This window comes from Mycobacterium sp. WMMD1722, from assembly GCF_049315205.1.
Taxonomy (GTDB): Bacteria; Actinomycetota; Actinomycetes; order Mycobacteriales; family Mycobacteriaceae; genus Mycobacterium.
In genome coordinates this window covers 1,933,532-1,960,258 of the sequence record NZ_CP186056.1, presented here as the reverse complement: position 1 = coordinate 1,960,258, position 26,727 = coordinate 1,933,532, and the positions used below count along the sequence as shown (strand labels likewise).

The 26,727-nt window shown below is 69.2% G+C and carries 26 protein-coding genes; 16 read left to right on the top strand and 10 right to left on the bottom strand.

What is annotated here, in order from left to right; genetic code table 11:
- The first annotated feature begins 1 nt into the window (after position 1).
- From leuC to ACN27E_RS09245, 3 genes are all read left to right on the top strand, one after another.
- On the top strand, positions 2-1,447 hold the full coding sequence (gene leuC / locus ACN27E_RS09255; protein ID WP_422748442.1) for a 3-isopropylmalate dehydratase large subunit: 1,446 nt from the start codon (positions 2-4) through the stop codon (positions 1,445-1,447).
- Between the two features lie 15 nt (positions 1,448-1,462).
- Entirely contained in the window at positions 1,463-2,056 is a 594-nt protein-coding gene (leuD, locus tag ACN27E_RS09250; protein WP_422748441.1) for a 3-isopropylmalate dehydratase small subunit, read from the top strand.
- A gap of 204 nt (positions 2,057-2,260) precedes the next feature.
- A complete protein-coding gene (locus ACN27E_RS09245; protein WP_422748440.1) occupies positions 2,261-2,953 on the top strand; it encodes an HU family DNA-binding protein in 693 nt (230 codons plus the stop codon).
- A 58-nt stretch (positions 2,954-3,011) separates the two neighbouring features.
- Here ACN27E_RS09245 and ACN27E_RS09240 read toward each other — a convergent pair whose 3' ends face one another.
- The 3 genes from ACN27E_RS09240 to cofC form a co-directional block, all read right to left on the bottom strand.
- The gene (locus ACN27E_RS09240) at positions 3,012-3,938 is read right to left on the bottom strand and encodes an NUDIX hydrolase (protein WP_422748438.1); all 927 of its coding nucleotides are present in this window, start codon (positions 3,936-3,938) and stop codon (positions 3,012-3,014) included.
- 83 nt (positions 3,939-4,021) lie between these two features.
- Positions 4,022-6,193 (bottom strand): RNA degradosome polyphosphate kinase, encoded by a 2,172-nt coding sequence (locus ACN27E_RS09235; protein WP_422748436.1) that lies wholly within the window; start codon positions 6,191-6,193, stop codon positions 4,022-4,024.
- 53 nt (positions 6,194-6,246) lie between these two features.
- Positions 6,247-6,894 (bottom strand): 2-phospho-L-lactate guanylyltransferase, encoded by a 648-nt coding sequence (gene cofC, locus ACN27E_RS09230; RefSeq protein ID WP_422748434.1) that lies wholly within the window; start codon positions 6,892-6,894, stop codon positions 6,247-6,249.
- 91 nt (positions 6,895-6,985) lie between these two features.
- Between cofC and ACN27E_RS09225 the strand changes: the two genes are divergently transcribed.
- From ACN27E_RS09225 to ACN27E_RS09215, 3 genes are read left to right on the top strand one after another with little or no spacing between them, the layout of a single operon-like run.
- Positions 6,986-7,966 carry an NAD(P)H-dependent glycerol-3-phosphate dehydrogenase gene (locus ACN27E_RS09225; RefSeq protein WP_422749736.1) on the top strand — a complete coding sequence of 327 codons (981 nt, stop codon included), beginning with the start codon at positions 6,986-6,988 and terminating at the stop codon, positions 7,964-7,966.
- Positions 7,967-7,971: 5 nt separating this feature from the next.
- On the top strand, positions 7,972-9,075 hold the full coding sequence (locus ACN27E_RS09220; RefSeq protein ID WP_422748432.1) for a cystathionine gamma-lyase: 1,104 nt from the start codon (positions 7,972-7,974) through the stop codon (positions 9,073-9,075).
- Positions 9,076-9,134: 59 nt separating this feature from the next.
- Complete coding sequence (locus ACN27E_RS09215) at positions 9,135-10,250, top strand: D-alanine--D-alanine ligase family protein (protein WP_422748430.1); 1,116 nt, start codon at positions 9,135-9,137, stop codon at positions 10,248-10,250.
- A gap of 121 nt (positions 10,251-10,371) precedes the next feature.
- Here ACN27E_RS09215 and ACN27E_RS09210 read toward each other — a convergent pair whose 3' ends face one another.
- Together ACN27E_RS09210 and ACN27E_RS09205 are read right to left on the bottom strand one after the other, a co-directional pair.
- A complete protein-coding gene (locus tag ACN27E_RS09210; RefSeq protein ID WP_422749735.1) occupies positions 10,372-10,905 on the bottom strand; it encodes a DUF3515 domain-containing protein in 534 nt (177 codons plus the stop codon).
- Between the two features lie 48 nt (positions 10,906-10,953).
- A complete protein-coding gene (locus ACN27E_RS09205; protein WP_422748429.1) occupies positions 10,954-11,196 on the bottom strand; it encodes an Lrp/AsnC ligand binding domain-containing protein in 243 nt (80 codons plus the stop codon).
- 75 nt (positions 11,197-11,271) lie between these two features.
- Between ACN27E_RS09205 and ACN27E_RS09200 the strand changes: the two genes are divergently transcribed.
- Positions 11,272-12,237: a thiamine-phosphate kinase gene (locus tag ACN27E_RS09200; protein ID WP_422748428.1), complete on the top strand. Its 966-nt coding sequence runs from the start codon at positions 11,272-11,274 to the stop codon at positions 12,235-12,237.
- Between the two features lie 64 nt (positions 12,238-12,301).
- Positions 12,302-12,985: a uracil-DNA glycosylase gene (locus ACN27E_RS09195; RefSeq protein WP_422748426.1), complete on the top strand. Its 684-nt coding sequence runs from the start codon at positions 12,302-12,304 to the stop codon at positions 12,983-12,985.
- 18 nt (positions 12,986-13,003) lie between these two features.
- Here ACN27E_RS09195 and rpmB read toward each other — a convergent pair whose 3' ends face one another.
- Positions 13,004-13,198: a 50S ribosomal protein L28 gene (rpmB, locus tag ACN27E_RS09190; protein ID WP_422748424.1), complete on the bottom strand. Its 195-nt coding sequence runs from the start codon at positions 13,196-13,198 to the stop codon at positions 13,004-13,006.
- Positions 13,199-13,427: 229 nt separating this feature from the next.
- Here rpmB and ACN27E_RS09185 point away from each other — a divergent pair, with 229 nt between their 5' ends.
- Genes ACN27E_RS09185 through ACN27E_RS09175 form a run of 3 tightly spaced genes read left to right on the top strand, consistent with a single transcriptional unit; the run spans position 13,428 to position 17,990 of the window.
- Positions 13,428-15,053, top strand: a complete 1,626-nt coding sequence (locus tag ACN27E_RS09185) for a DAK2 domain-containing protein (RefSeq protein ID WP_422748423.1) — start codon at positions 13,428-13,430, stop codon at positions 15,051-15,053.
- Between the two features lies 1 nt (position 15,054).
- On the top strand, positions 15,055-17,289 hold the full coding sequence (gene recG, locus ACN27E_RS09180; RefSeq protein WP_422748421.1) for an ATP-dependent DNA helicase RecG: 2,235 nt from the start codon (positions 15,055-15,057) through the stop codon (positions 17,287-17,289).
- 26 nt (positions 17,290-17,315) lie between these two features.
- Positions 17,316-17,990 (top strand): HNH endonuclease family protein, encoded by a 675-nt coding sequence (locus ACN27E_RS09175; RefSeq protein WP_422749733.1) that lies wholly within the window; start codon positions 17,316-17,318, stop codon positions 17,988-17,990.
- An 11-nt stretch (positions 17,991-18,001) separates the two neighbouring features.
- Here the strand turns inward: ACN27E_RS09175 and ACN27E_RS09170 are convergent, their stop codons facing one another.
- On the bottom strand, positions 18,002-19,396 hold the full coding sequence (locus ACN27E_RS09170) for a fatty acid desaturase family protein (RefSeq protein ID WP_422748419.1): 1,395 nt from the start codon (positions 19,394-19,396) through the stop codon (positions 18,002-18,004).
- A 13-nt stretch (positions 19,397-19,409) separates the two neighbouring features.
- A complete protein-coding gene (locus ACN27E_RS09165; protein WP_422748418.1) occupies positions 19,410-20,507 on the bottom strand; it encodes a ferredoxin reductase in 1,098 nt (365 codons plus the stop codon).
- A gap of 133 nt (positions 20,508-20,640) precedes the next feature.
- Here ACN27E_RS09165 and ACN27E_RS09160 point away from each other — a divergent pair, with 133 nt between their 5' ends.
- Both ACN27E_RS09160 and ACN27E_RS09155 read left to right on the top strand, forming a co-directional pair.
- Positions 20,641-21,465, top strand: coding sequence for a TetR/AcrR family transcriptional regulator (locus tag ACN27E_RS09160; protein ID WP_422748416.1), 825 nt, complete (start codon positions 20,641-20,643; stop codon positions 21,463-21,465).
- Positions 21,466-21,474: 9 nt separating this feature from the next.
- Positions 21,475-22,464 carry an aldo/keto reductase gene (locus ACN27E_RS09155; protein ID WP_422748415.1) on the top strand — a complete coding sequence of 330 codons (990 nt, stop codon included), beginning with the start codon at positions 21,475-21,477 and terminating at the stop codon, positions 22,462-22,464.
- 11 nt (positions 22,465-22,475) lie between these two features.
- Here the strand turns inward: ACN27E_RS09155 and ACN27E_RS09150 are convergent, their stop codons facing one another.
- Complete coding sequence (locus ACN27E_RS09150) at positions 22,476-23,324, bottom strand: aldo/keto reductase (RefSeq protein WP_422748414.1); 849 nt, start codon at positions 23,322-23,324, stop codon at positions 22,476-22,478.
- A 5-nt stretch (positions 23,325-23,329) separates the two neighbouring features.
- Positions 23,330-24,160 carry an aldo/keto reductase gene (locus ACN27E_RS09145; RefSeq protein ID WP_422748412.1) on the bottom strand — a complete coding sequence of 277 codons (831 nt, stop codon included), beginning with the start codon at positions 24,158-24,160 and terminating at the stop codon, positions 23,330-23,332.
- On the opposite strand from ACN27E_RS09145, the gene ACN27E_RS09140 reads away from it, so the two are divergent.
- Genes ACN27E_RS09140 through ACN27E_RS09130 form a run of 3 tightly spaced genes read left to right on the top strand, consistent with a single transcriptional unit; the run spans position 24,159 to position 26,717 of the window.
- Positions 24,159-25,298 carry an alpha/beta hydrolase gene (locus ACN27E_RS09140; RefSeq protein WP_422748410.1) on the top strand — a complete coding sequence of 380 codons (1,140 nt, stop codon included), beginning with the start codon at positions 24,159-24,161 and terminating at the stop codon, positions 25,296-25,298. The genes ACN27E_RS09145 and ACN27E_RS09140 overlap by 2 nt on opposite strands.
- Before the next feature lie 34 nt (positions 25,299-25,332).
- Complete coding sequence (locus tag ACN27E_RS09135) at positions 25,333-26,088, top strand: DsbA family protein (RefSeq protein ID WP_422748409.1); 756 nt, start codon at positions 25,333-25,335, stop codon at positions 26,086-26,088.
- The gene (locus ACN27E_RS09130) at positions 26,085-26,717 is read left to right on the top strand and encodes a vitamin K epoxide reductase family protein (protein ID WP_422748407.1); all 633 of its coding nucleotides are present in this window, start codon (positions 26,085-26,087) and stop codon (positions 26,715-26,717) included. The genes ACN27E_RS09135 and ACN27E_RS09130 overlap by 4 nt, the downstream gene beginning before the upstream one ends.
- Positions 26,718-26,727: the final 10 nt, after the last annotated feature.

The window sequence follows — 26,727 nt, the reverse complement described above, 5'->3', positions numbered from 1 at the left end:
CATGGCACAGCCCGCCAAACCCCGAACCCTGGCAGAGAAGGTGTGGGACGACCATGTGGTCGCGCTCGGCACCGGAGAAGGCGCCGCCCGCGAGCCGGATCTGATCTACATCGACCTGCACCTCGTGCACGAGGTGACCAGCCCCCAGGCATTCGACGGTCTGCGATTGGCCGGCCGACCGGTCCACCGGCCCGATCTGACCATCGCGACCGAGGACCACAACGTCCCGACCGTGGACATCGACAAGCCCATCGCCGACCCGGTGTCCCGCACCCAGGTGGAGACACTGCGCCGCAACTGTGCGGAATTCGGGATTCGGCTGCACCCGATGGGCGACGCCGAACAGGGCATCGTGCACATCATCGGACCGCAGCTGGGGCTGACGCAGCCCGGTATGACCATCGTGTGCGGCGACAGCCACACCTCCACCCACGGAGCCTTCGGCGCGCTGGCCATGGGCATCGGTACCTCCGAGGTCGAGCATGTCCTGGCCACCCAGACGTTGCCGCTGCGACCCTTCAAGACCATGGCGGTCAACGTCGACGGCGTCCTGCCGCCCGGCGTCAGCGCCAAGGACATCATCCTCGCGGTGATCGCCAAGATCGGCACCGGTGGCGGTCAGGGCTACGTCATCGAATACCGGGGCAGCGCCATCGAATCGCTGTCCATGGAAGGCCGGATGACGATCTGCAACATGAGCATCGAAGCCGGCGCTCGCGCCGGCATGGTCGCTCCGGACGAGACCACGTTCGAGTTCCTGCGCGGGCGGCCGCATGCGCCCACAGGTGCCGACTGGGATGCGGCGGTCACCGCGTGGAGCGAGCTGCGCACCGACCCGGGAGCCGAATTCGACTCCGAGGTCTATCTCGACGCGTCGACGCTGAGCCCGTTCGTCACCTGGGGCACCAATCCCGGCCAGGGCGTCCCGTTGGCGGCAGCGGTCCCCGACCCCGAGCTGATGGTCGACGAGGGTGAGCGCCAGGCCGCTGAAAAGGCTTTGACCTATATGGATCTGCGGGCCGGGACGGCGATGCGGGACATCGCCGTGGATGCCGTCTTCGTCGGCTCGTGCACCAATGGACGGATCGAAGACCTTCGGGTGGTCGCCGATGTCCTGCGGGGCCGCACGGTGGCCGACGGCGTCCGGATGCTGGTGGTGCCCGGGTCGATGCGGGTGCGCGCACAGGCCGAAGCCGAGGGACTCGGCGAGGTCTTCACCGCCGCCGGTGCCGAATGGCGTCAGGCGGGCTGCTCGATGTGCCTGGGCATGAACCCCGATCAGCTCTCACCGGGACAGCGCTGCGCCTCGACATCGAACCGCAATTTCGAAGGACGCCAGGGCAAGGGCGGCCGGACTCACCTGGTCTCCCCGGCTGTGGCTGCCGCCACCGCGGTCCGCGGCACGCTGTCCTCACCCGCCGATCTGGCCGCCGTGCCGAATCCCTGACCGAAGGAACAGACGATGGAAGCCTTCCGTACCCACACCGGGATCGGTGTGCCCCTGCGCCGCAGCAATGTGGACACCGACCAGATCATCCCCGCCGTGTACCTGAAGCGGGTCAGCCGAACGGGTTTCGAAGACGGACTGTTCGCCGCCTGGCGCAACGACCCGTCGTTCATCCTCAACCTCGCCCCGTTCGACCGCGGGTCGGTTCTGGTCGCCGGGCCGGATTTCGGCACCGGTTCGTCGCGCGAGCACGCGGTGTGGGCGCTCATGGACTACGGATTCCGGGTCGTGATCTCGTCGCGCTTCGCCGATATATTCCGCGGCAATGCGGGTAAGGCCGGCCTGCTGGCGGCCGAAGTCGGGCAGGATGATGTGGAACTGCTGTGGAAATTGATCGAGCAGAATCCGGGCCTGGAACTGACTGTCAATCTGGAAGATCGCAATATCACCGCGGGAACGGTCGTGGTGCCCTTCAAGATTGACGACTACACCGCGTGGCGATTGCTCGAAGGACTCGACGATATAGGCCTTACGCTGCGTAAACGCGATGAAATCGAGGCGTACGAGCAGCGCAGGCCGAGCTGGAAACCGCGCACTCTGACGGTCTGATCCGCGGTTGCGGCGCCGCGAAATCGCCGCCTTCACACCCCTTTCCCGGTGGCCTCTCAGGAGGCCAAGGGAGGCAACCGGATTGCCGATTTGTTCGCTGGAACAGGGCGAAACCGTGCGTGGCTCTTGGAAATCAGTGGTCAGAGGGTTTACCGTGTCCACTAGTCGGTCCAAGAAGGACCACTGGTTTCGGAGGGTGTTTGCATGAACAAAGCGGAGCTTATCGACGCACTGACAACCAAACTGGGCACCGACCGTCGGCAAGCAACCGCCGCGGTGGAGAACGTCGTGGACACGATCGTGCGTGCCGTGCACAAGGGCGAGAGCGTGACCATCACGGGCTTCGGTGTTTTCGAACAGCGTCGCCGGGCCGCCCGGGTCGCTCGCAACCCGCGCACCGGTGAGACGGTCAAGGTGAAGCCCACCTCGGTTCCGGCCTTCCGGCCCGGCGCCCAGTTCAAGGCGATCGTGGCCGGCTCGCAGCGGCTCTCGGCCGAGGGCCCCGCGGTGAAGCGTGGCGTGTCGGCCGGTCCGGCCAAGCGCACGGCCAAGAAGACGGCCCCGGCCAAGAAGACCGCCGCGAAGAAGACGACCACCGCGGCCAAGAAGGCGGCGCCGGCGAAGAAGGCGGCCACCAAGTCGACGGCCACCAAGGCGGCGGCGAAGAAGACCACCCCGGCGAAGAAGACCACCGCGGCGGCCAAGAAGACCACCCCGGCGAAGAAGACGACGGCGGCGGCCAAGAAGACGGCGCCGGCCAAGAAGACAGCCACCAAGGCGCCCGCCAAGAAGGCCACCGCCAGTTCGGCGGCCAAGAAGACGACCGCCTCCGCGGCGAAGAAGACCGCGAGCAAGGCGACGGCCCGCAAGGCGCCGGCCAAGAAGGGTCGCAAGTAGTTCACATCCGAAACCGCCGGGGGTCGGCTGACCCCCGGCGGTTTTCGCGTGTCCGGCGCTACTTCGGTGCCAGTGGGCTGGGGAGGTGGTCCGCGGCGATGAGCCGCCCACCGGCCAGCGACAGCACCCACGTCGACCCCTTGCGGTTGCGGGATTTGTCCGGCCGCACGCCGTCTCGTTCGCACCACCAGGCGATGAGGTCGGGAATCACCTTGCCCTGCGAACAGATGACCGCGGTGTCGTCGGCCTCGGCTGCCTCGGTCACGATCTGCAGCACGCGCCTTCGAGCGGCCTTCTTGTCGTCGGCGTAGGACTCTTCGGTCAGATCCGGCTCGGTGCGCACCGTCGTCCCGAGTTCCTCGGCCAGCGGCTCCACCGTCTGCACGCAGCGGGTCCGGTCCGCGGCATAGAGCCGGTCGCCACCGAAGGCGAGCAACAGACCGACCAGGGACTCGGCTTGGGCGCGGCCGTTCTTGTCGAGTGGTCGCTTGCGGTCGTCACCGTGGTAGCGCGACTTGCTGCCCGCGGTGGCGTGCCGGACCACCAGCACGGTCTGGGTGTCAGCGGGCGCTTTGGCGAATCGCCGCAACACCTTCCGGTCGTGGGGATAACCCACCTGCTTCATCGCTTCGGCAACGGGTAGCCACAGCAGCCGGTCCACCTCGTCGTTGGGAGCGAATTCGCCGTCGAGTGCCCGCGCCGCCCAGTAGCGGACCTTTTTCTTGACACCGTCCCCGAGCGGATAGCTCACCGACGGCAGCCTTCGCCCCAGTACCGATGCGTAGCCGGTCTCCTCGTGGATCTCGCGGACCGCGGTCACCGGTTCGGTCTCGCCCGGGTCGACCTTGCCCTTGGGCAGCGACCAGTCGTCATAGCGGGGGCGGTGGATCACCGCCACCTCGACCGCGTTCGGCCCGTCGCGCCACAGTACGGCTCCCGCCGCGAGCACAGCCTTACCCGACCTCGCCGGGTTGTCTTTGGACACCTCAACTCCTGCTGGTCATCGAAAGTCCCGCGATGCTGCGGAAAATGGGCGGCGGGAAACGGGCGGCCCGATAGGCCCGGCGGTCACTGGTGGCGGTGGCGCTCCATCAGCGACACCTGGTGGTCGCGCACGGTCTGCCCCGCCCGCGGCGAGGCCGTCCAATGGCCGTCGGCGCCCAGTTCCCAGCAGCGGGTGGCGGGGTCCAGGGCGGATTCGAAGACGTCGTTGAGTTGCGCTGTCAGCCGCGGATCCTTCACCTGGGCCATCACCTCCACCCGGCGATCGAGGTTGCGATGCATCATGTCGGCGCTGCCGATCCAGAACTCGTCGATGGCGCGGAAGTGGATGATCCGCGAATGCTCGAGAAAGCGACCGAGAATGGAGCGCACCGTGATGTTCTCGGAGAAACCCGGGGCGCCCGGACGCAGCGCGCAGATGCCGCGCACCACCACTTCGACCGACACTCCGGCCTGGGCGGCGCGGTAGAGCGCATCGATCACCTGCTCGTCCACCAGGGCGTTGGCCTTCAGGCGAATTCGCCCTTCGGCTCCGTCGCGAGCCGCGGCGACCTCCCGCTCGATGCGGTCGATGATGCCTCGGCGCACACCGTGCGGCGCCACCAACAGGTTGCGGTAGGCGTCCTTACGCGAGTAACCGGTCAGCGAGTTGAACAGATCGGTCAGGTCGGCGCCGATGTCGGGTGCGGCCGTCAGCAGCCCCACATCCTCGTAGAGGCGCGCGGTCTTCGGGTTGTAGTTGCCGGTGCCGATGTGGCAGTACCGCCGAATCATCGAGCCTTCACGGCGAACGACGAGTGCGGTCTTGCAGTGGGTCTTGAGTCCGATCAGGCCGTACACCACGTGCACGCCCGCCCGCTCCAGAGCACGCGCCCATTTGATGTTGGCCTGTTCGTCGAATCGAGCCTTGATCTCGACCAGTGCCACCACTTGCTTACCGGCCGCCGCCGCGTCGATCAGGGCGTTGACGATCGGGGAGTCGCCGGAGGTCCGGTAGAGGGTTTGCTTGATGGCCAGCACATTCGGGTCGGCGGCGGCCTGTTCGATGAAGCGCTGCACCGTCGTCGAGAACGAGTCGTAGGGATGGTGCACCAGCACATCTCCGTCACGCAGCGTCGCGAAGATGCTCTTGGGAGTCTCGCGTTCGCCGAACGCCGGCGGCGTCGCGGGGACGAACGGACGGTCCTTGAGGGCGGGTCGGTCGACGTCGTAGATCTGCCACAGCGCCGACAGATCCAGCAGACCCGGCACCTCGACGACGTCGCCGGGGTCGACGTCGAGTTCGCGCAGCAGCAGTTCGAGCATGCTCTCGGTCATATCGTCGGAGACCTCGAGGCGCACCGGCGAGCCGAACCGCCGACGGGCCAGTTCGCGTTCGAGTGCCTGCAGCAGGTCCTCGTCGCGGTCCTCCTCGACCTCGAAATCCGCGTTGCGGGTGATGCGGAACGCATGGTGCTCCACGATCTCCAACCCCGGGAACAACACCGGCAGGAAGGCGGCGATCAACTCCTCCATCGGCAGGAAGCGGACCTCGCTCGACGATCCGGCGCGCTCACCGAGGACCACGAAGCGGTCGACGTTGTCGGGCACCTTGATCCGCGCGAAGTGCTGTCCGCCGTCCTCGGGTTGTTTGACGGTGATCGCGAGATTGAGTGACAGCCCACTGACGAACGGGAACGGATGGGCGGGGTCGACGGCCAGCGGCGTCAGCACCGGGAACACCTGTTCGTGGAAGTAGGTGCTCAGCGCGCTACGTTCGGCGTCGTCGAGTTCGGCCCAGGTGACGATCACGATGCCTTCGGCGGCCAGCGCTGGGCGTACCGAGTCGAGGAACACCCGCGCGTGGCGCGAGGCGATCTGTTGGGTGCGTTCGCTGATCCGGCGCAGCTGTTCGCGGGGGGAGAGCCCGTCGGCCGAGCGCACCGAGAGTCCCATCTCGTCGCGGCGCTTGAGGCCGGCGACGCGCACCATGTAGAACTCGTCGAGGTTGGAGGCGAAGATCGCCAGGAACTTCGCGCGCTCCAGCAACGGCAGCGAGGTGTCGGCGGCCAACGCCAGCACCCGGGCGTTGAAGTCGAGCCAGCTCAGTTCGCGGTTGAGATAGCGGTCCTCGGGCAGCGCATCCTCGATCGTGGGGGAGGTCAACGCGGGAGGGGCGGCAGGTGGCGCCTCGGGCGAGGAGTCGGCGGATCCGCGCTCGACATCTCCGGTGCTGATCTCGGCCTCGGCTTCGGTCATGAATCGATCCTTCCCTATCGTCTGGACCTCCGGCTACCTTGTTCGACAGCTGTTCACACCGGCGGCCCGATCGCGCGGGCGGTGACCGGGCCGACACCGAGACGCTGGGCGGCCAGCAGATCTTCGGGGGTGTCGATGTCGCACCGCAGTCCGGGCCAGGCCACCGTCAACTCGACTGCACCCGAACGGCGATGCCGCTCAGCGGAACCGGCGCCGAACCGGGGTTCGAGCCCGACGCCGAACGCAAACAGGGCCGCGGTGCCCGTGCCGTGGCGGTCGGCGACGAAACTGCGCGGGTGGGCCCGCGCAGCGGTCAGTGCCGCCGACAGCTCGGCGGAGCGCAGAGCCGGTAGATCGCCCTGGAGGGCAACGACATTGGGGACGGTGGCGCGCAATTGGGCCTCCGCCGCGGCGATCGCGTTGTTGAGCGGGTCGGGATGGCCGTCCGGAGTCGGGTCGTCGAGCACCCGCGCGCCCAACCGGCGTGCCGCGTCGGCGGCCGCGGCGTCGGGGGTGACGACGGTGACGCCGGCCACCGCGGCCGCGGCGGTGATGGTGTCGACGAGCATGGCCAGCACGACGGCCTCACGGGTGGCGACGGAGAACACCGGCGCCAGGCGGGTCTTGGCGGCGGCGAGGCGCTTGACGGCGACGATCACCGCCACCTCGCCGTCGGGTGTCCTGCCGCTCATGGGCGCCATCCTGCCAGCCTGCACCGCTGCCGCGGACGGCTCGACCCCGGGTGGCCGTCACCAGGCGCGCTAGGGTTGACCCGTGGTGGAGGCGGCGGTCATGGGTTCCGGTGCGTGGGGTACCGCACTGGCCAAGGTCCTGGCCGACGCGGGTAACTCCGTCACGCTGTGGGCGCGCCGGCCGGAAGTCGCGGACGAGATCAATCAGACCCACCGCAACAGCCGCTACGTCGGGCAGGTCGCCCTGCCCGAGTCCATCCGCGCCACCAGCGATCCGGCCGCCGCGCTCGACGGCGCGTGCACCGTCCTGCTGGCCGTGCCGGCGCAGACCCTGCGGGTGAACCTGACCGAGTGGAAGCACCTGATCGGCGACGATGTCACGCTGGTGAGCCTGGCCAAAGGGATCGAACTGGACACGCTCATGCGGATGAGTCAGGTGATCACCCAGGTGACCGGGGGGGACCCGGGCCGGGTCGCCGCTGTCAGCGGCCCCAACCTGGCCGAGGAGATCGTCGACGAGCAGCCCGCGGCGACGGTGGTGGCGTGCAGTGATTCCGGCCGCGCGGTGGCGTTGCAGCGTGCCCTGGCCACCGGGTACCTGCGGCCCTACACCAACGCCGACATCGTCGGAGCCGAAGTCGGCGGGGCCTGTAAGAACGTCATCGCGCTGGCGTGCGGAATGGCTGCCGGCGTCGGACTCGGCGAGAACACCGCCGCCGCGATCATCACCCGGGGGCTGGCCGAGATCATGCGGCTGGGCTTGGCACTGGGTGCCAAGCCCGCGACGCTGGCGGGGCTGGCCGGGGTCGGTGACCTCGTCGCCACGTGCACCTCACCACGTTCGCGTAACCGTTCGTTCGGGGAGCGGTTGGGCCGGGGCGGCACCATGGAGTCCGCTCTGGAAGCGGCCGGCGGGCATGTCGCCGAGGGGGTGGCGTCCTGCCGGTCGGTGCTGGCGCTGGCGGCCAGCTATGACGTCGAGATGCCGCTGACCGACGCCGTCCACCGCGTCTGCCACCGCGGTCTGTCGGTCGACGAAGCTGTCGCTCTGCTGCTGGGCCGCAGCACCAAGCCGGAGTGACGGGCGTGGAGGGTACTTACGGCGACTCCACTCGAAGCGTCAAAGCCGTTGCAGCGCAGTCTGTTCCTGGCGAGCCCGTGTCGTCACCCCCGGTGCCGGTGTCGGCATACCACCTCTCTCCGGACGAGTCGGAGCCGCTGGACACCTACGGCCGTTCGTCCAATCCGACCTGGCGGCGCCTGGAAGCCGCACTGGCCGAACTCGAGGGCGCGACGGCGGCGCTGACGTTCGCCTCCGGGATGGCCGCGATCACCTCGGCGCTGCGGGTCCTGTGCCGGCCGGGGGTTCGGCTGGTGGTGCCGGCTGACGGGTACTACCAGGTGCGTCGGTACGCCAGCGAATGCCTTGCGCCCCAAGGTGTCACCGTCGTCGAAGCCGGTGTGGTCGACATCTGCGCGGCCGCAAAGGACGCCGACGTGGTGCTCGCCGAGACCCCGGCGAACCCCGGGCTGGACGTGGTCGATCTGCACCACCTGGCGATGAACTGCCGCAGCCGCGGCGCGGTTCTGATGGTGGACAACACCACCGCGACGCCACTGGGGCAGCAACCACTTTCGCTCGGGGCGGATCTGGTGGTGGCCAGCGCCACCAAGGCGCTGGCCGGGCACAGCGATCTCATCGCCGGATACGTCGCGGGCAGCCATCCCGAGCTGATGGCGGCCATCGAGCGGGAGCGCCTGCTCGCCGGAGCGGTGCTCGGTCCGTTCGAGGCATGGCTGGTGTTGCGCAGCCTGGGCAGTGCCGGCTTGCGATTCGACCGGCAGTGCCAGAACGCCCAGGCGGTCGCCATGTGGCTGCGTGCGCATCCCGCCGTGCGCCGGGTCCGCTATCCCGGCCTGCCGCAGGACCCCGCCCACGCGGTGGCATCGCGGCAGATGAAGCGTTTCGGCGGGCTGGTGTCGGTCGAATTGAACGACGCCGATGCGGTGCACGAGCTGGTCCGGCGCAGTGCGCTGCTGGTCGCGGCGACGAGTTTCGGCGGCATCCACACCTCCGTCGACCGTCGCGCCCGGTGGGGCGACCCGGTGGCGGACGGATTCGCCCGCCTGTCCATGGGCATCGAGGACACCGACGACCTGATCGCCGACCTGGCCGCGGCGCTGGGCTGACCGCAGGTCCGGTAATCGAATCGCAGCGCGCCCGAGCGGGGCGGTAGCCTCTCCAGATCATGACCGCCCGCAACCAGCGCACCCGCGTTGCCGTCGTCTACGGCGGGCGCAGCTCCGAACATGCCATCTCCTGTGTGTCGGCGGGCAGCATCCTGCGCAATCTCGATCCCCAGCGGTTCGAGGTCGTGGCGGTCGGGATCACCCCCGAAGGCTCCTGGGTGCTGACCGACGGAGACCCCAGCACCCTGGCCATCTCCGGCGGGACCCTGCCCGAGGTGAAGCCGGCTTCGGGCACCGCACTGGCACTGCCTGCCGACCCGGGCCGTCGCGGTGAGCTGGTCTCGCTCGAGCCGAGTGCCGCGGGGGAGATCCTGGCCTCGGTGGACGTCGTCTTCCCGGTCCTGCACGGTCCCTACGGTGAGGACGGCACCATCCAGGGACTGCTGGAATTGGCCGGCGTGCCGTACGTGGGCGCCGGAGTGCTGGCCAGTGCTGCCGGGATGGACAAGGAGTTCACCAAGAAGCTGCTGGCCGCCGAGGGCTTACCGATCGGGGACCAGGTGGTGCTGCGTCCGGGACAGGCGACCGTGGAGTTGGACGACCGGGAGCGCCTGGGATTGCCGGTGTTCGTCAAACCTGCCCGTGGCGGGTCCTCGATCGGCGTCAGCCGGGTGGCGGCGTGGGACCAGTTGCCGGCCGCGATCGACCTGGCTCGCCGACACGACCCCAAGGTCATCGTCGAGGCTGCCGTACCCGGCCGGGAGCTGGAATGCGGCGTCCTGGAGTATCCGGACGGACGCGTCGAGGGCAGCACGGTGGGGGAGATCCGCGTCGCCGGAGTGCGTGGCCGCGAGGATGGGTTCTACGACTTCTCCACCAAGTATCTCGAGGACGGCGCCGAACTCGACGTGCCGGCCAAGGTCGACGACGATGTGGCCGAACGGATCCGCGCGCTGGCGATCCGGGCGTTCCGGGCCATCGACTGCCAGGGCCTCGCCCGCGTCGACTTCTTCCTGACCGACGACGGCCCGGTGGTCAACGAGATCAACACCATGCCGGGTTTCACCACCATCTCGATGTACCCGCGGATGTGGGCCGCCAGCGGCGTCGACTACCCGACTCTGCTCGCGACGATGGTCGACACCGCGGTGGCCAGGGGAACTGGTCTGCGCTGACGACGAGCCGGTGAGGGACGAGCCGGTGAGGAGCAGCGCCATCGGGCCGCGCTGACGACGAGCCGGTGAGGGACGAGCCGGTGAGGGACGAGCCGGTGAGGAGCAGCGCCATAGGGCCGCGCTAGCGCGGCGGCCCGGGTTGCAGTGGGCGCGACGGCAGCGTGTCCGCCAGCACCCGCGACATCACCTGGATCGGCGTCGGGCCGGACTGCTGGGGCAGGGTGAGTGCGACATAGACCGGCCGGTCGACGGCATACCAGGTGCTGCGGGTCTGTTCGGGCTCCGGCCGGCTCCCCGGTGCGGCCTCCTCGCCCACGCGGAACCACTGCACCGCGTCCACCTGCTGCAGCGGTGCCCCGACGACGAAATCGACCGGGCGCTCCAGACCGCAGCGCAGGATGATCGCCTCGGTGTCCGGCCCGGCCCGCCAGGCCGCCGCACCGGCGGGAGTCGGTTCAACGGTGGGGGCGCGCCGGAAGTCGCCGAGCAGTTCGGGCACCGCGGCCAGCAGTGACCGGCAATCCGGGCTGTCGGCCTGCGGGGCGGGCACCGCGGCGATCGCCACCGGCTGCTGTTCGGGTCGGCCCTGACGCACCGCGGCGATACCGAGCACCACCACCAAAGCCGCGACCGCGACCAGGATGGCCGCGATCATCAGCGCGCGCGGCGGTCCATCGCGCGATTCGGAGGTCACCGGCCAACTCTAGGGGTGCGCTCCTCCGGCGATCGGGCAGGTCAGCGTCCGGGTCACCCCGGGCACCTGCTGCACGGCCGGCACCACGTCGGATCGCAGTGCGTCCAGAGACGGTCCGCCGATCCTCACGACGACGTCGTAGGGGCCGGTGACGGACTCCGCGGACAGCACCCCGGACAGTTCGGCCAGCTGGGCGGCGACGACCTCAGCGCGGCCGACCTCGGTCTGGATCAGCATGAATGCCTCGGCCACCCGCCCTCGCCTCCGTCGCTCCCCATAGACTTCTCCATCGGACCCAGGGGAACCAAACGTACCGGTGGAGGTGGGATGGCGCCGGACGAACGGCTACCCGGGCCGCCCACCCTGGCGGATCTCGGCGAATTCGCGGTGATCGACGAGGTGGTGCGCGGACGGCGTCAGCCGCCGGTGGTCACGGTCGGTCCGGGCGACGACGGGGCGGTGCTGAGGGCTCCCGACGGCAACGTCGTGGTGTCGGTCGACATGCTCGTGGAGGGCAGGCACTTCCGCCTGGACTGGTCCACCCCGCATGACGTCGGACGCAAGGCCGTCGCGCAGAACGCCGCGGACATCGAGGCCATGGGCGCGGTCGCCAGCGGCTTCGTCGTCGGGTTCGCCGCGCCGGCGGACACGCCCGCGGAATCGGCGGTGGCCCTCGCCGACGGCCTGTGGGCCGAAGCCGGCAGCATCGGCGCCGGCATCGTCGGCGGCGACATGGTCAGCGCACCGCAGTGGGTGGTGTCGGTGACCGTGCTGGGCGACCTGGCGGGCCGGCGTCCGGTGCGCCGCGGCGGCGCCCGGCCCGGCGACCTCGTGGCCGTCGTCGGCGATCTGGGCACCTCGGCGGCCGGATACGCGCTGTGGTGCGCCGGCGTCGACCGGTTCGAGCGGTTGCGCCGGGCCCACCTGGTGCCCCGCCCGCCGTATGGTCAGGGGCGCGTCGCGGCCGACGCCGGGGCAACCGCGATGACCGACGTGTCCGACGGACTGCTGGCCGACCTGGGTCACTTGGCTGCGGCGTCCGGCTGCACCGTAGAGGTCACCCGCGATCTGCTCCGCGATGACCAGGGCGCCCTGCTCGACGCGGCCGCGGCGGTCGGTGCCGACGCATGGCAGTGGGTTCTGGGCGGGGGCGAGGAGCACGCGCTGGTGGCCACGTTCCGCGGCGATCCACCTCGGGGCTGGCGGGTGATCGGGCGAGTGGTTGCCGGCGCGCCGCAGGTCCTCGTCGACGGTCGGGACTGGACCGGCGAACGGGGCTGGCAGTCGTACTGAGCCGGTATGCCGACACGCTCGCCCGATGCCCCGTCGCGTCGCTCGCCCGCTATGTTGGCTTCCCGTGACTGCACGCGCGCTGGAGGAACTGGTCGACGCCGGATGGTCCCGGGCACTGTCCCCGGTACAGGATCAGGTGACGCGGATGGGTGAATTCCTGCGCGCCGAGATCGCCGACGGGCAGCGCTATCTGCCGGCCGGGCCGAACATCCTGCGGGCGTTCAGCTACCCGTTCGAACAGGTTCGCGTCCTCATCGTCGGCCAGGACCCATATCCGACACCCGGCCACGCCGTCGGGCTGAGCTTCTCGGTCGCCCCGGACGTGCGGCCGCTGCCGCGCAGTCTGGCCAACATCTTCACCGAGTACGCCAGCGACCTCGGGCATCCGCAGCCCAGCACCGGCGACCTCACGCCCTGGGCGCAGCGCGGCGTCATGCTGCTCAACAGGGTGCTCACGGTGCGCCCGGGCACCCCCGCGTCCCATCGGGGCAAAGGCTGGGAGGCCGTCACCGAGTGCGCGATCAAAGCCCTCGCGGCGCGGGATCAGCCGCTGGTGGCCGTGCTGTGGGGGCGCGACGCGTCGACGCTCAAACCGATGCTGACCGGCCGCTCCTGCGTGGCGATCGAGTCGGCGCACCCGTCGCCGCTGTCAGCTTCGCGGGGGTTCTTCGGCTCGCGGCCGTTCAGCCGCGCGAACGAACTGCTGGCACAGATGGGGGCGGACCCGATCGATTGGCGGCTGCCCTGAACCGGGCGCAGCGGCACGTCAGCCGCGAGCGAGCTTTCCGGCCTTGAGGCAGGAGGTGCACACGTTGACGCGGTGCTTGTTGCCACCCGGTGTCGACGCGGCCCGCACGCTCTGGATGTTCGGGTTCCACCGACGGCTGGTCCGGCGATGGGAGTGCGACACCGACTTGCCGAAGCCGGGGCCCTTTCCGCAGACATCGCACACGGCAGCCATATTGAGAACTCCTCGAATCAGTACTTGGGGATCCGGGCCTTCGCACCGCGATGGGCGCGGGCGGACCCGACAACCTGATCAGAATACCGGCCCGCCGCGAGATAAGCCAAAACGCCTCGGCCGGCCGTCCACAGCGCGGTGATCCTGGGACTCGGTGTTGTCTGCGCGGGTGGCTAGGCTGGCGCGCACGACACGGCTGTTTGGGCTGGCTGTGAGGGCAGGAGGGGTGATGACGGCTCGGCCACTCGACGCGGCGACGCTGCTCACCTGGGCCCATGCCGCCGTCGAGGACCTGATCGGCCACACCGATGAGATCAACGGTCTGAACGTGTTCCCGGTGGCCGATGCCGACACCGGCACCAACATGCTGTTCACCATGCGTTCGGCGCGGGTGGAGGCCGATGCGTGCGGCGGTGACGTCGCCGCGGTCGCGTCGGCACTGGCCCGCGGCGCGCTGCACGGCGCGCGGGGTAACTCCGGGGTGCTCCTGTCCCAGATCCTGCGTGGGCTGGCCGAAGAGGCGGAGTCCGCGGCCGCCGCCCGGGACGGTTCCCTCGACGAGGTCGGCGCCGCGGAGTTCACCGCGGCCCTGCGCCGCGGGGTCGATCTCGCGGCGGCCTCGGTGGGCGAGTTGGTCCCCGGCACGATCGTGTCGGTCCTCGGGGCGGCGGCAGCGGCCGCGGCGGCCGTATCGAGCGAGGATCTGCCCGCCGTCGTGCGGGCGGCCGCCGAAGCGGCCGCGACGGCACTGGACGAAACCCCTCGCCAGCTCGACGTGCTCGCCGATGCCGGAGTGGTGGATGCCGGCGGCCGCGGACTGCTCGTCCTGCTCGACGCCCTGAGCCGCACCCTGACCGGCACGACCGTGGAGCGAACGGTCTATCCCCCCGCGCCGCGCATCCCGCGGTCCGCACCGGCGGTGGCCGCACCCCCGCAGTACGAGGTCATGTATCTGTTGAGCCGGTGCGGCGCCGACGGCATGGAGATCCTGCGCGGCCGGCTCGAGCGTCTCGGCGAATCGGTCGTCATCGCGGCGTCGGGGTCCGGACAGCCGGGCCGCTACTCGGTCCACGTCCATGCCGACGATGCCGGCGCTGCGGTCGAGGCGGCCCTCGACGTCGGGACGCCCAGCCGGATCCAGATCACCGCGCTGGGCGGCGCCGCCCCGGGGTCGCATGGCGGCTGGAACCGGGAGCGGGCGGTGCTGGCGGTGGTGGACGGCGACGGCGCCGCCGAACTCTTCGCCGGCGAGGGCGCTCACATCCTGCGCCGGCCCGACCCGCAGGCGCCGGTGAGCGCCAAGGAGTTGGTCAGCGCGCTGGTGACCACGGGCGCCGGTCAGGCCCTGGTGCTGCCGAACGGCTACGTCGCCGCCGAGGAGTTGGTCGCCGGCTGCACGGCTGCCACCGGCCTCGGGATCGACGTGGTGCCGGTGCCGGCGGCGTCGATGGTCCAGGGGCTGGCCGCGCTGGCCGTGCACGATCCCGTCCGCCACGCCGTCGACGACGGCTACACGATGGCCCGCGCCGCCGCGTCGGCCCGCCACGGCACCGTCAGGGTGGCCACCGAGGAGGCACTGACCTGGGCCGGCAGCTGTAATCCCGGCGACGGGCTGGGCATCTCGGGCGACGAGGTCCTCATCGTGGGCCACGATCTGGCCGCTGCGGCCGCCGGCCTGATCGACCTGCTGCTGCTCTCCGGCGGCGAGCTGGTGACGGTGCTGACCGGTGACGGGGTCGATACGGCGGTCGGTGATGCGCTGCGGGCGCATGTGCATCGGGAGCACATCGGCACCGAACTGGTCACCTACCACACCGGGCATCGCGGCGACGCCCTGCTCATCGGGGTCGAGTGACGTGGCGACCCTGACCGACCGGCTCGACATGGTGATCGGCGCGCGTTCGGCGAAGCCCCTGGAGGAGCACTTCGGCATCCGCACCGTCAACGACCTGCTGCGGCACTATCCGCGCAAGTACAGCGACGGTATGACGGTGCGCGGCGAAGGGGAGAGCCTCGACCTGGAGGAAGGCGACCACGTCACCTTCGTCGACGAGATCGCCGAGGCCGCACCGGGCAACATGAGACCGCAACCGGGTAAGCGGCCGCGCAAGTATTTGCGGGTCACGCTCAAGAACCGCACACCCAAAACCACCGCCACGTTCTTCAACGCCGACTGGATGATCGACAAGTTGCCCGTCGGCACCCGGCTCATGCTCTCCGGTGAGGTGAAGTACTTCCGCAACACCCTGCAGCTGTCGCATCCGGCGTTTCTCGTGCTGGAATCCCCGGTGGGCAAGACCATCGGCACCAAATCGCTCAAGACCATCGCGACCTCCTCGGGGGCCACCGGTGACGATCTCCTCGCGGCGTTCGAGAAGGAGTTCTTCCCGATCTACCCGGCGAATCACAAGGTGCAGAGCTGGGACATCTACGCCTGCGTTCGGCAGGTTCTCGACGTTCTGGACCCGGTTGCCGAGACGCTCCCGGAAGATCTTGTGCGCGAGCATCATCTGGTGTCCGAGGACACCGCGCTGCGCAACATCCACCTCGCGGAGAACGCACGTCAGCGCGATGAGGCCCGGGAGCGGTTGACCTTCGACGAGGCGGTGGGCCTGCAGTGGGGTCTGGTGTCGCGACGGCACGGGGAGCTGACCCACACCGGTCCGCAGGCACCGTTGCGCGACGGCGGCCTCGTCGCCGCGATGCGCGACCGCCTGCCCTTCGAATTGACCGCCGGGCAGCGCGACGTCCTGGCGGTGCTGTCGGGCGAATTGTCCGGTCCCCGGCCGATGAATCGGATGCTGCAGGGTGAGGTGGGGTCCGGTAAGACGATCGTCTCGATGCTGGCAATGCTGCAGGTCGTCGACGCCGGCTTTCAGTGCGCACTGCTCGCTCCGACCGAAGTGCTTGCCGCGCAACATGACCGGTCGATCCGCCAGATCCTCGGTCCGCTCGCCATGGCCGGTGAGCTCGGAGGGGCCGAGAACGCGACCCGGGTCGCATTGCTGACCGGGTCGATGGCGGCGGCGCAGAAGAAGCAGGTGCGCGCCGAGGTGGCCACCGGGCAGGCCGGCATCGTGATCGGCACCCATGCCCTGCTGCAGGACGCGGTCGAGTTCGACAATCTCGGCATGGTGGTCGTCGACGAACAGCACCGCTTCGGTGTCGAGCAGCGGGACCGGTTGCGCGCCAAGGCCCGTGACAGCGTCACCCCGCACCTGCTGGTGATGACCGCGACGCCGATTCCCCGCACGGTGGCGCTGACCGTTTTCGGTGACCTCGAGACCTCGACGCTGCGGGAACTGCCTCGGGGCCGTCAGCCCATCACCACCAACACCATTTTCGTCGCGCAGCACCCCACCTGGCTGGACCGCGCCTGGGCACGCATCACCGAGGAGGTGCGCGCGGGTCGTCAGGCGTACGTGGTCGCGTCGCGCATCGACGAGAGTGACGCCGACGCCGCCGGATCCGCGAACTCGGCCGGCCCGCCCCCGATCACCGTGCTCGCGCTGCTGGACATGCTGCGGGGCGGCCCGCTGGCGGGGCTGCGGCTGGGCCTCATGCACGGGCGGTTGTCCGGGGACGAGAAGGACGCGGTCATGTCGGCGTTCCGGGCCGGCGAGATCGATGTGCTGGTGTGTACCACCGTGATCGAGGTCGGTGTGGACGTGCCCAACGCCACCGTCATGGTGGTCATGGACGCCGACCGGTTCGGGATCAGCCAGCTGCATCAGCTGCGTGGCCGGATCGGGCGCGGCAGCCATCCGAGCCTGTGCCTGCTGGCCACCCGGTTGCCGGAAGGCTCCCGCGCCGGAGCACGGCTCAAGGCGGTCGCCGGCACGCTGGACGGATTCGCCCTCGCCGATCTGGATCTCGCCGAGCGCCGCGAAGGTGATGTGCTCGGCCACCACCAGTCCGGAACGCTGAACTCGCTGCACTTCCTGTCACTGGCCGACCACCTGGAGATCATCCTGGCCGCGCGCCAGCTGTGCGAAGCGCTCTACGACCGGGATCCGGACAACCCGGGTATGGCGGTGCTGGCCGCGCCGTTCACCGCCTCCGACCGCGTCGACTATCTGGACAAGACGTGAACCGCACCACCGGCTGGCTGTCGGCGATGGTGGTGGTCGCGGTGCTGGTCGCCGTCGGCACGCTCACTTCGGGCCGGGACGACGACCGCTTCGTGGCCCAGGCCGACATGCCCACCGTCGCACCCGGAGTGGACATTCTCGCCGGGGTGCCCGAGATCCCCGCACGGGTGCGCGGCCACGATTACCGGCGCGCCGCATTCGGCGAATCGTGGACCGATGACACCGCGGCCCCGGGCGGGCACAACGGTTGCGACACCCGTAACGACATCCTGCAACGGGATCTGACCGACAAGACCTACGTCGCCATCAGCCGCTGTCCGAACGCAGTGGCGACCGGAACGCTGCGCGATCCCTACACCAGTACGACGGTCGGCTTCGTGCGCGGCAACCAGACGGGCGCGTCGGTGCAGATCGATCACATCGTCCCGCTCGCGCTGGCCTGGGATCTGGGGGCGCGGACCTGGCCCGACGACCTGAGGGCCAGGTTTGCCAACGATCCGGCGAATCTGCTTGCGGTGCAGGGCCAGGCCAATCAGGACAAGGGTGACGATCCCCCCGCGCAGTGGATGCCGCCCAACCGCGCGTTCTGGTGCCAGTACGCGGTGCAGTTCAGCGCGGTGCTACGTGGATACCGGCTGCCGGTCGACGCACCGTCAGCGGCGGTGCTGCGCGAGGCGGCGAGCACCTGCCCGGCGGGCTGAGTCCGCCCCGGTCAGTCGTCACCGCGCGCGGGCGGGTCGACCGCCACGCCGCCGGACTCGTGTTCGGGTCCGGCGGCCGGATGTTCGGCGGGCACCCTGCTGCGGAACCGCTCCGCCTCGCTGGTTCCCGCCGGCGATCCCGCCCGCTGCTGGCCGCGGTAGGGCCCCGGCTTCGGCCGGGGGGTACCGCCGGGGAAGGCCAGCCGGAAGATGGTGCGGTGCACGGTGAACCACTGCTTACCGAAGCGCCCTGAGTTGTACGGGAGTTCGTAGCGCTCGCAGATGTCCTTGACCTTGGGCGCGATCTCGGCGTAGCGGCTGCTGGGCATGTCCGGGAAGAGGTGATGCTCGACCTGGTAGCCGAGATTGCCGCTGATGACGTGGAACAGCGGGCTGCCTTCGATATTCGCCGCCCCGAGCAGCTGCCGCACGTAAAAGCCGCCGCGGGTCTCGTTCTCGACGTCTTCCTCGGTGAAGGTCCACGTCTGGTCGGGAAAGTGGCCGCAGAAGATGATGGCGTGGGCCCACACGTTACGGATGAGGTTGGCCAGCACGTCGGCGCCCAGTGTGCGCAGGTAGGTGCTCTCGACGCCGGGAGCCCAGCGATCGAGCAGGTCGGCGACGGCCCCGGTGCGGCGGCCCCCCGAGAGCTGCCGCAGCCGCCTGCCGATGCGTGAGCGCTCGGGCTGCTCGAGCCGGCCGCGTAGCGCGAGCTGAGCGATGGCGAAGGCGCCGGCACTGATGAGCGGCCAGCCGAGGTAGTCCTTGATGATCTGCTGGCGCGCCTTGCCTCCGATGGCTTTGAAGTCCTCCTTGAGGTCCTTCAGTTTCTTCTCGCCCCGGAACAGGGCCTCGACGTCGGTATCGTGCACGGCGACACCCCACTCGAACAGAATGGTGAGCAGGAAGTTGTAGAACGGCTGGCCGAGATTGCTGGGGCGCCACTTCTGGTTCGGGTCGATGCGCATGATCTCGTAGCCGAGATCTTTGTCCTTGCCCAGAATGTTGGTGTACGTGTGATGGATGTAGTTGTGGGAGTGCTTCCAGGCCTTGGCGCTGGAGGCGGTGTCCCAGTCCCACACCGACGAGTGGACGTCGGGATCATTCATCCAGTCCCACTGCCCATGCAGGATGTTGTGGCCGAGTTCCATGTTTTCCAGGATCTTGGCCATGCCCAGACATGCCGTACCCAACAGCCACGGCGTGCGACCGCGGGAGGCCAGCAGCAGCACGCGGCCGGCCACCACGATCTGGCGCTGCACCGAGATCACGGTCTTGATGTAGTGGCGGTCCCGGTCGCCCAGTTCGGCGAAGACCTCGTCGTGGATGGCGTCGAACTCCTTGGCGAGCTTCTCCAGTTCCTGTTCGGTCAAGCGGGCCAACGGACTCGGTGCGGTGATGGTCATGGCATTCCTTCGTTCATAGTTCGAGTTCGACATCGCCCTCGGGGGCATGGATGCAGATGCGGATGTCTCCGCCGGTCGGCTCGCTGATCTCCCCGGAACGGAGATCGCGCACCTTGCCGGATTTCACGGTGCCCACGCAGGTGTGGCAGATCCCGATCCGGCAACCGAAGGCGAGTTCCAGGCCGGCCTGTTCACCGGCCTCCAGTATCGGTGTGCCACCGTCACATTCGGTGGTGGTGTCACTGTCCAGGAAAGTGACGGTGCCCCCCTCGCCGGCACCGGCGTCCCCACCGATCTTGGGCTGGAAGCGTTCATAGTGCAGCCGTTCGGGATCACCGTCCCGCTCCCAGTGTTCGATCAGGGCGTCGAGCAGTTCGCCGGGACCCGAGCAGAATGCCTCTCGCGCGCGCCAATCCGAGCACACCTCGTCGAGCTCCTGCGGGGTGAACCGACCTCGTTCACTGGTCAGGCGCAGGTCGAGGCGCACCCCGTCGTGGCGGCGTTCGAGGTCCTCCAGCACGTCCAGGAACATGACGTGCTCGCGGGTGCGGTCGGAGTGGATCACCACGACGTCGGTGAGGTCGTCGCGGTGGTCGAGGTTGCGCAGCATGCTGATGATCGGCGTGATGCCGCTGCCGGCGCTGACGAACAGCAACTTCGCCGGCAGCGGATCGGGGAGGGTGAACTGACCTTCGATCTCGCCCAAGCGCACCAGCTCACCCGGCTGGATCTTCTCCACGAGGTACGGCGACACCACGCCGGTGTCGACCTTCTTGGGTGTCACGCTGATCAGCCCGTCCTCCGGCTGCGGATCGGAGGTCAGCGAGTAGGCGCGCCAGTGGTAGCGGCCGTCGATCACCAGACCGAGACGGACGTACTGACCGGGTTGATGCCCAGGCCACTCGTAGCTCGGCCGGATCAAGACGCTGGCCGCCTCCGAGCCCCGCGGCTCCACCCGCTCGACCTTCCCGCGCAACTCCTTGGTCGTCCACAACGGGTTGACCATCTCGAGATAGTCGTCGGGTTTGAGCGGCTTGAACAGATGCGACACCGCCCGAAGCAGCAGCCGACGGCCGCGGGGCACAGGTGGTTGGGCACCACGTTCCGCCATGTGATCTCTCCCTTTCCCCGCCACGGATGTGAGCCGTACCACGGCCGTGCGGACGGGGTATCCGCGCCGGCAGGCCCTGAAACACCATTTGAGTCGCGTTCTAGTTGTGTTCCAGCATGGGATCATCGGAGGCATGCCCCGGCGCCGGACCCGTCGCGCTTCCGCTGTACCCGCAGAGGTGATCCACGCGACGCTGCGCTCGGCTGAGCAACTGGGACGCGACGTCGCCGATGTGCCGATCGTGATGATCGCGCACGCTCTGGGCGTCTCCCGGAGCACCCTGTTGCGCCAGCTGGGCGGGTCGCGCAAAGCACTCGACGACGCCGTACGCGGGCTCGGCGTGGATCCTGGCGGGCGGCCGCCGGTGCGCTCCCGCGCGATCGAAGCCGCGGCGACGTTGATCGGTGCGAGCGGCGTCGCCTCCGCGACGCTGGAGGCCGTCGCGGCGAAGGCCGATTGTTCGGTGCAGAGCCTGTACGCCGCTTTCGGCGGTCGTGAAGCCCTGCTCGAAGCCGTCTACGACCGCCATCTGCCCGCGCTCGACGTCTCGGTGCTGCTGCCCGGCGACCGGGCCACGGCCGGCGTGCGGGAGACGGTCCGCACCGTCTACCGGGGGCTCGCGGAACTGTGCGCGCGTGAGCCGCGGGTGCTCTCGGCCGTGTTGACCGAGACCCTGGCCCGGCCCGCAGGTCCCAGCGCGAGCGTGCTCATCGAGCGCGGCGCACTGCGAACGGTCGCCGTCCTGCGCGAATGGCTCGACGCCGAGGTTGCCGCCGGACGCATCCGCGATGTGCCGAGGCCGCTGCTGATTCAGCAGTTCATCAGTCCGGTACTCGTCCACGCGGTGATGCGTCCCGGCCTCGAACAGTTTCCCCACGTGGGTCGGCCCGACCTCCAGGCGAGCTGTGACTTCTTCGCCGACGCCTTTCTGCGGGGCGTCGGAATGCCGGAGGCGTAGGAAGGACCGATGCACACACGCACACTCGGCCAGGGTCTGGAGGTCTCGGCGATCGGTTTCGGCGCCATGGGCATGTCGCACGGGTACGGCCCCAACCCCGGCGGCCGCGACGACATGATCGGCGTCCTGCGCCATGTCGTCGAGCACGCGGGCATCACCTTCATCGACACCGCCGAGGTCTACGGGCCCTATGTGAACGAGGAGCTCGTCGGCGAAGCGCTCGCACCGCTGCGCGATCGGGTGGTCATCGCCACGAAATTCGGCTGGGACATCCGGGACGGGCGGTTGGGCGGCACCGATTCACGCCCGGAGCAGATCCGACGGGTGGCCGACGCATCGCTGCAGCGCCTGCGCATCGACGCGATCGACCTGTTCTACCAGCACCGTGTCGACCCCGATGTGCCCATCGAGGAGGTCGCCGGCACCGTCGGTGAGCTGATCGCCGCCGGCAAGGTCCGCCACTTCGGGCTGTCCGAGGCCGCCGCGGCCACCATCCGCCGCGCCCACGCCGTCCACCCGGTGACCGCGGTGCAGAGCGAATACTCCCTGTGGACCCGCGACCCCGAACCCGACGTCCTGCCCACCTGTGCTGAACTCGGCATCGGCTTCGTGCCTTTCAGCCCGCTCGGCAAGGGCTTTCTCACCGGGACCGTCTCTGCGTCAACCACTTTCGCCCAGGGGGACATCCGCGCGACCATCCCACGGTTCGCCGGGGACAACATCGGGGCCAACCAGGCGCTGGTGGACCACGTCCGCGGTCTCGCCGCCGCGAAGTCGGCCACCCCCGGCCAGATCGCGCTGGCGTGGCTGCTGGCGCAACAACCCTGGATCGTCCCGATCCCGGGGACCCGCAGCAGAGCACGTGTCGACGAGAACTCGAGCGCGACCACGGTGGCGCTGTCGGCCGACGAGATCGCCGATCTCGACGCGCTGGCCTCGCGGGTCGGCGTGCACGGCGACCGCTACAACCCGGCCGGCATGGCGATGATCAACCGGTAGGCGAGCGCGATCTACGGCCCGGTGTAGGTCTCCGGATCGGGCCGGAAGCGGGTGCCCTCGTCGAGGCCGTTGAGCGAGGCCATCTGCTCCTCGGTCAGCTCGAAGTCGAAGACCTCGAAATTGGACACGATGCGCTCCGGGGTCGCCGAGCGGGGGATGACCACGTTGCCGAGCTGGATGCTCCAGCGGATCAGCACCTGCGCCGGGGTCTTACCGTGCGCCTCGGCTACCGCGGTGACGGCGGGGTGGTCGAGCAGCCTGCCGACGCCCAGCGGGCCGTACGCCTCGGTCACCACGTCGTTCTCGGCGTTGATCGCCCGCATCGCCGCCTGGTTGAGCAGCGGGTGCAGCTCGATCTGGTTGACCGCCGGGGTGAAGAACGACAGCTGGATGATGTTCAGCAGATGCTCTTCGTGGAAGTTGCACACGCCGATGGAACGGGCCAGGCCGTCCTGGCGCGACTTCATCATGCCGCCCCAGCTGTCCACGTACTTGCCCTGCTCGCCGGCCGGCCAGTGGATGAGATACAGGTCGACGTAGTCCAGACCGAGACGCTCGAGGCTGGCGCGGATCGCGTCCTGCGACGACTGGAAACCCAGATCGGCGACCGCCAGCTTGGTGGTCACGAAGATCTCCTCGCGCGGGATGCCCGACGCGTTGACCGCCCGCCCGACCGCCGCTTCGTTGCCGTACACCGCCGCGGTGTCGATCAGCCGGTAGCCGGCCTCCAGTGCCGTGGACACCGAGCGCTGCGCCTCGTCCTCCGACAATTCGCCGACCCCCAGCCCGATGACGGGGATCGTGTTGTCGTCGTTGAGCGTGACGGTCGGAACCGTTGCCGGGCCGGAAGCTGAGGTCATGGCACCTAACCTGTGAAGTTGAAGGTTCGAGGGTCGGGACCCATTCGTGTGCCGTCGGCGAGTGAGGAGATGGACGCCATGTCCTGCTCGCTCAGCTCGAAGTCGAACACGTCGAAATTGCTCTCAATCCGTTGCGGGTTGACCGACTTGGGGATGACGATATTACCGAGTTGGATATGCCACCTGATCAGTGCCTGGGCAGGGCTTTTCCCGTGCGCCTCGGCGACGGAGGTGACGGTCGGGTTGGCCAGCAGCGAACCCTGGCCGAGCGGGCTCCACGCCTCGGTGGCAATTCCCCACTGCGCGTGCGCCTCTCGCAGTTCCTCCTGCGGCAGCAGCGGATGCAGTTCGATCTGGTTGACCGACGGCACGATGCCGGTCTCGTCGATCAGCGTGCGCAGATGCTCGGGCTCGAAATTGCTCACGCCGATCGACCGGATCCGGCCCTCGTCGCGAAGCTTCGCGAACGCCCGGAACGTCTCGACGAACAGTTTCTTCTCGGGCACCGGCCAATGGATCAGATAGAGGTCGAGGTAGTCGACACCCAGCCGCCCCACGCTGGCCTCGAATGCGGCCAGCGTGCGGTCGAAACCCTGCTCGGAGTTCCACAGTTTCGTCACCAGGAACACCTCCGAGCGGTCCAGGCCCGATTGCGCGATCGCCCGGCCCGTCTCGGTTTCGTTGCCGTACGCTGCCGCGGTATCGATGTGCCGGTAACCGGCGGCGAGTGCGGCGCCCACCGCGCGTTCGGTGTCCTCGGCCGGCGTCTGCCAGACGCCGAGCCCCACCTGAGGTATCGAGATGCCGTCGTTGAGCGTCAACAGAGGAGCAGCCATGTCGTCGAGTCTGCCAGTCGGGGCCCCGTCGGTCGGACCGCCCGCCCCGCACGCCGATCCCGCCCCCCGGGGTAAGAGCCGATTCCGCGATGCCGCGGTCAACGTCGCCACCCGGGTCTCGCTCCGCGTCATCCCGCTGCTGCCCGACCCGGTGAAGCGGCTGCTGATGGGCGGGCGCACCGTCACCGTCGACGGCAACACCCTCGACACCACCCTGCAGTTCATGCTGAGCGCACAGCGCGCCGCGGGGCTCGGCGGTCTGGTCGCCAGCCCGGACGTCGCTGTCGCGCGGGAACAGCTGCGGATCACCTCGGCGATGTTCGTCGCCGAGGTCCGGGCCGACGTCACCGAGCTGTCGATCCCCGGACCCGCGGGTGCCCTCCGGGCGCGCCACTACCGGCCGACGGGTGCGTCCGGCCGCCTGCCGCTGCTGGTCTTCTACCACGGCGGCGGATTCGTGGTCGGCGACCTGGACACCCACGACGACCTGTGCCGGCTGATCAGCCGCGACGGCGGCATGGGGGTGCTGTCGGTCGACTACCGGCTGGCGCCCGAGCACAAGGCGCCGGCCGCCGCCGACGACGCCTATGCCGCCTATCGGTGGGCCCTCGAACACGCTGCCGAACTCGAGGCCGAGCCCGAGCGCATCGCCGTCGGCGGCGACAGTGCCGGCGGCAACCTCGCGGCCGTCGTCGCCCAGCGCTGCCGCGATGACGGCCTGCGGCTGCCCGCGCTGCAGGTGCTCATCTATCCCGCGGTCGACGTATGCGGCGACACCCGGTCCAAGACGCTGTTCGCCGACGGCTACTTCCTGACCAAGCGCGATATGGACTGGTTCATGGACCACTATCTGACGGGTGCCGCCGTGGACTCCCGGGACCCGATCGTCTCGCCGCTGCTCGCCGCGGATCTGTCCGGGCTACCGCCTGCGCTCGTGCTGACCGGTGGCTTCGATCCGCTGCGGGACGAAGGGAACGCCTACGCGGAGGCGCTGCGGGCCGCCGGGGTGCCCGTCGACCTGCGCGAGGAGGGAACCCTGGTGCATGCGTTCGCCAACTTCTTCCCGCTCGGTGGCGGCAGCGCCACGGCCACCGAGGGCATGATCTCGGCCATCCGGGCCCACCTCAGCCGCAGTTAGGGCGGTCGCGGACCCCGCCGGTACTCTTTACGGCGTGGCCACGAAACCCAAGAAGAACGCCCGCTACGACCTGAAGGCTGCCGATCGCAAGCGCAATCTGTTCGTCCAGATCGGTCTGACCGCGGTGGTCGTGGTTTTCGCGGTGGCTCTCGTGCTCTACATCGTCATGTCGGCCGACGACAAGCCCGAAGCCGGCGCGGAGTCGGGTATCCGGGTGTCAGCGGCCAACGTGGTCACCAAGGAGGGGTCCTCGGATCCCAAGGTCGTGCTCTCGATGTACGAGGACTTCCTCTGCCCGGCGTGCGGCAACTTCGAGCGGCAGTTCGGCCCCACGGTCAACAAACTGATCGACACCGGAGCGGTGGCCGCCGACTATTACATGGTGGCCATCCTGAACTCCCAGGGCGACGGCTACTCCTCGCGCGCGGCCAACGCGGCCTACTGTGTCGCCGACGAGAACAAGGATGCGTTCCGACGGTTCCATGAAGCGCTCTACACCAAGGAGATCCAGCCCGCCGAGGGCAGCGGCCAGTATCCCGACGACGCCCGGCTGACCGAACTGGCCCGCCAGGCCGGCGCCGGTGGCTCGGTTCCCGAATGCATCTCCAAGGGCACCTACGTCGACATGGTCGAGGATCTCGCGGGCGCCACCGAGATCCGAGCGACCCCCACCGTGCGCATCAACGGTGAGGACTACAGCCCCACCAGCCCGGAGGATCTGGTCAACAAGATCAAGTCGATCGTCGGTGACGTTCCCGGCCTCGACGGTCCGGCGCCGGCACGTCAATGACCGCCGCCGCGCCCAGCGCCGTCGCCGCGGTCGAGCCCAGCGCCGACCGGGCGGCCGGTGTCGCGGTGCCCAGGAGCAGCGCCCTGTGGGTGCTCATCGCCGGTGTCGTCGGCCTGGTCTCGGCCGCGACCCTGACGATCGAGAAGATCGAGCTGCTGATCGACCCCAGCTATGTGCCGTCCTGCAGTCTGAACCCGGTGTTGTCGTGCGGGTCGGTGATGGTCACCCCGCAGGCCTCGGTCTTCGGCTTCCCCAATCCGCTCATCGGCATCGCCTCCTTCGCGGTCGTCGTGGTCACCGGTGTGCTGGCCGTCGCGAAAGTGCGGTTGCCGCAGTGGTATTGGATCGGCATGGCCGTCGGCACCCTGCTTGCAGCGGTGTTCGTGCACTGGCTGATCTTCCAGAGCCTCTACCGCATCGGGGCGCTGTGCCCGTACTGCATGGTCGTGTGGGCGGTGACCATCCCGCTGCTGGTGGTGGTGTCGTCGATCGCGCTGCGCCCCTGGTCCGGGAATGCGGTCGCACGCGGGCTCCATCAGTGGCGCTGGTCGCTGACCGCGCTGTGGTTCACCGCAGTGCTCCTGCTGATCCTGGTGCGCTTCTGGGACTACTGGTCGACCTTTCTGTGAGTGTCCCGCG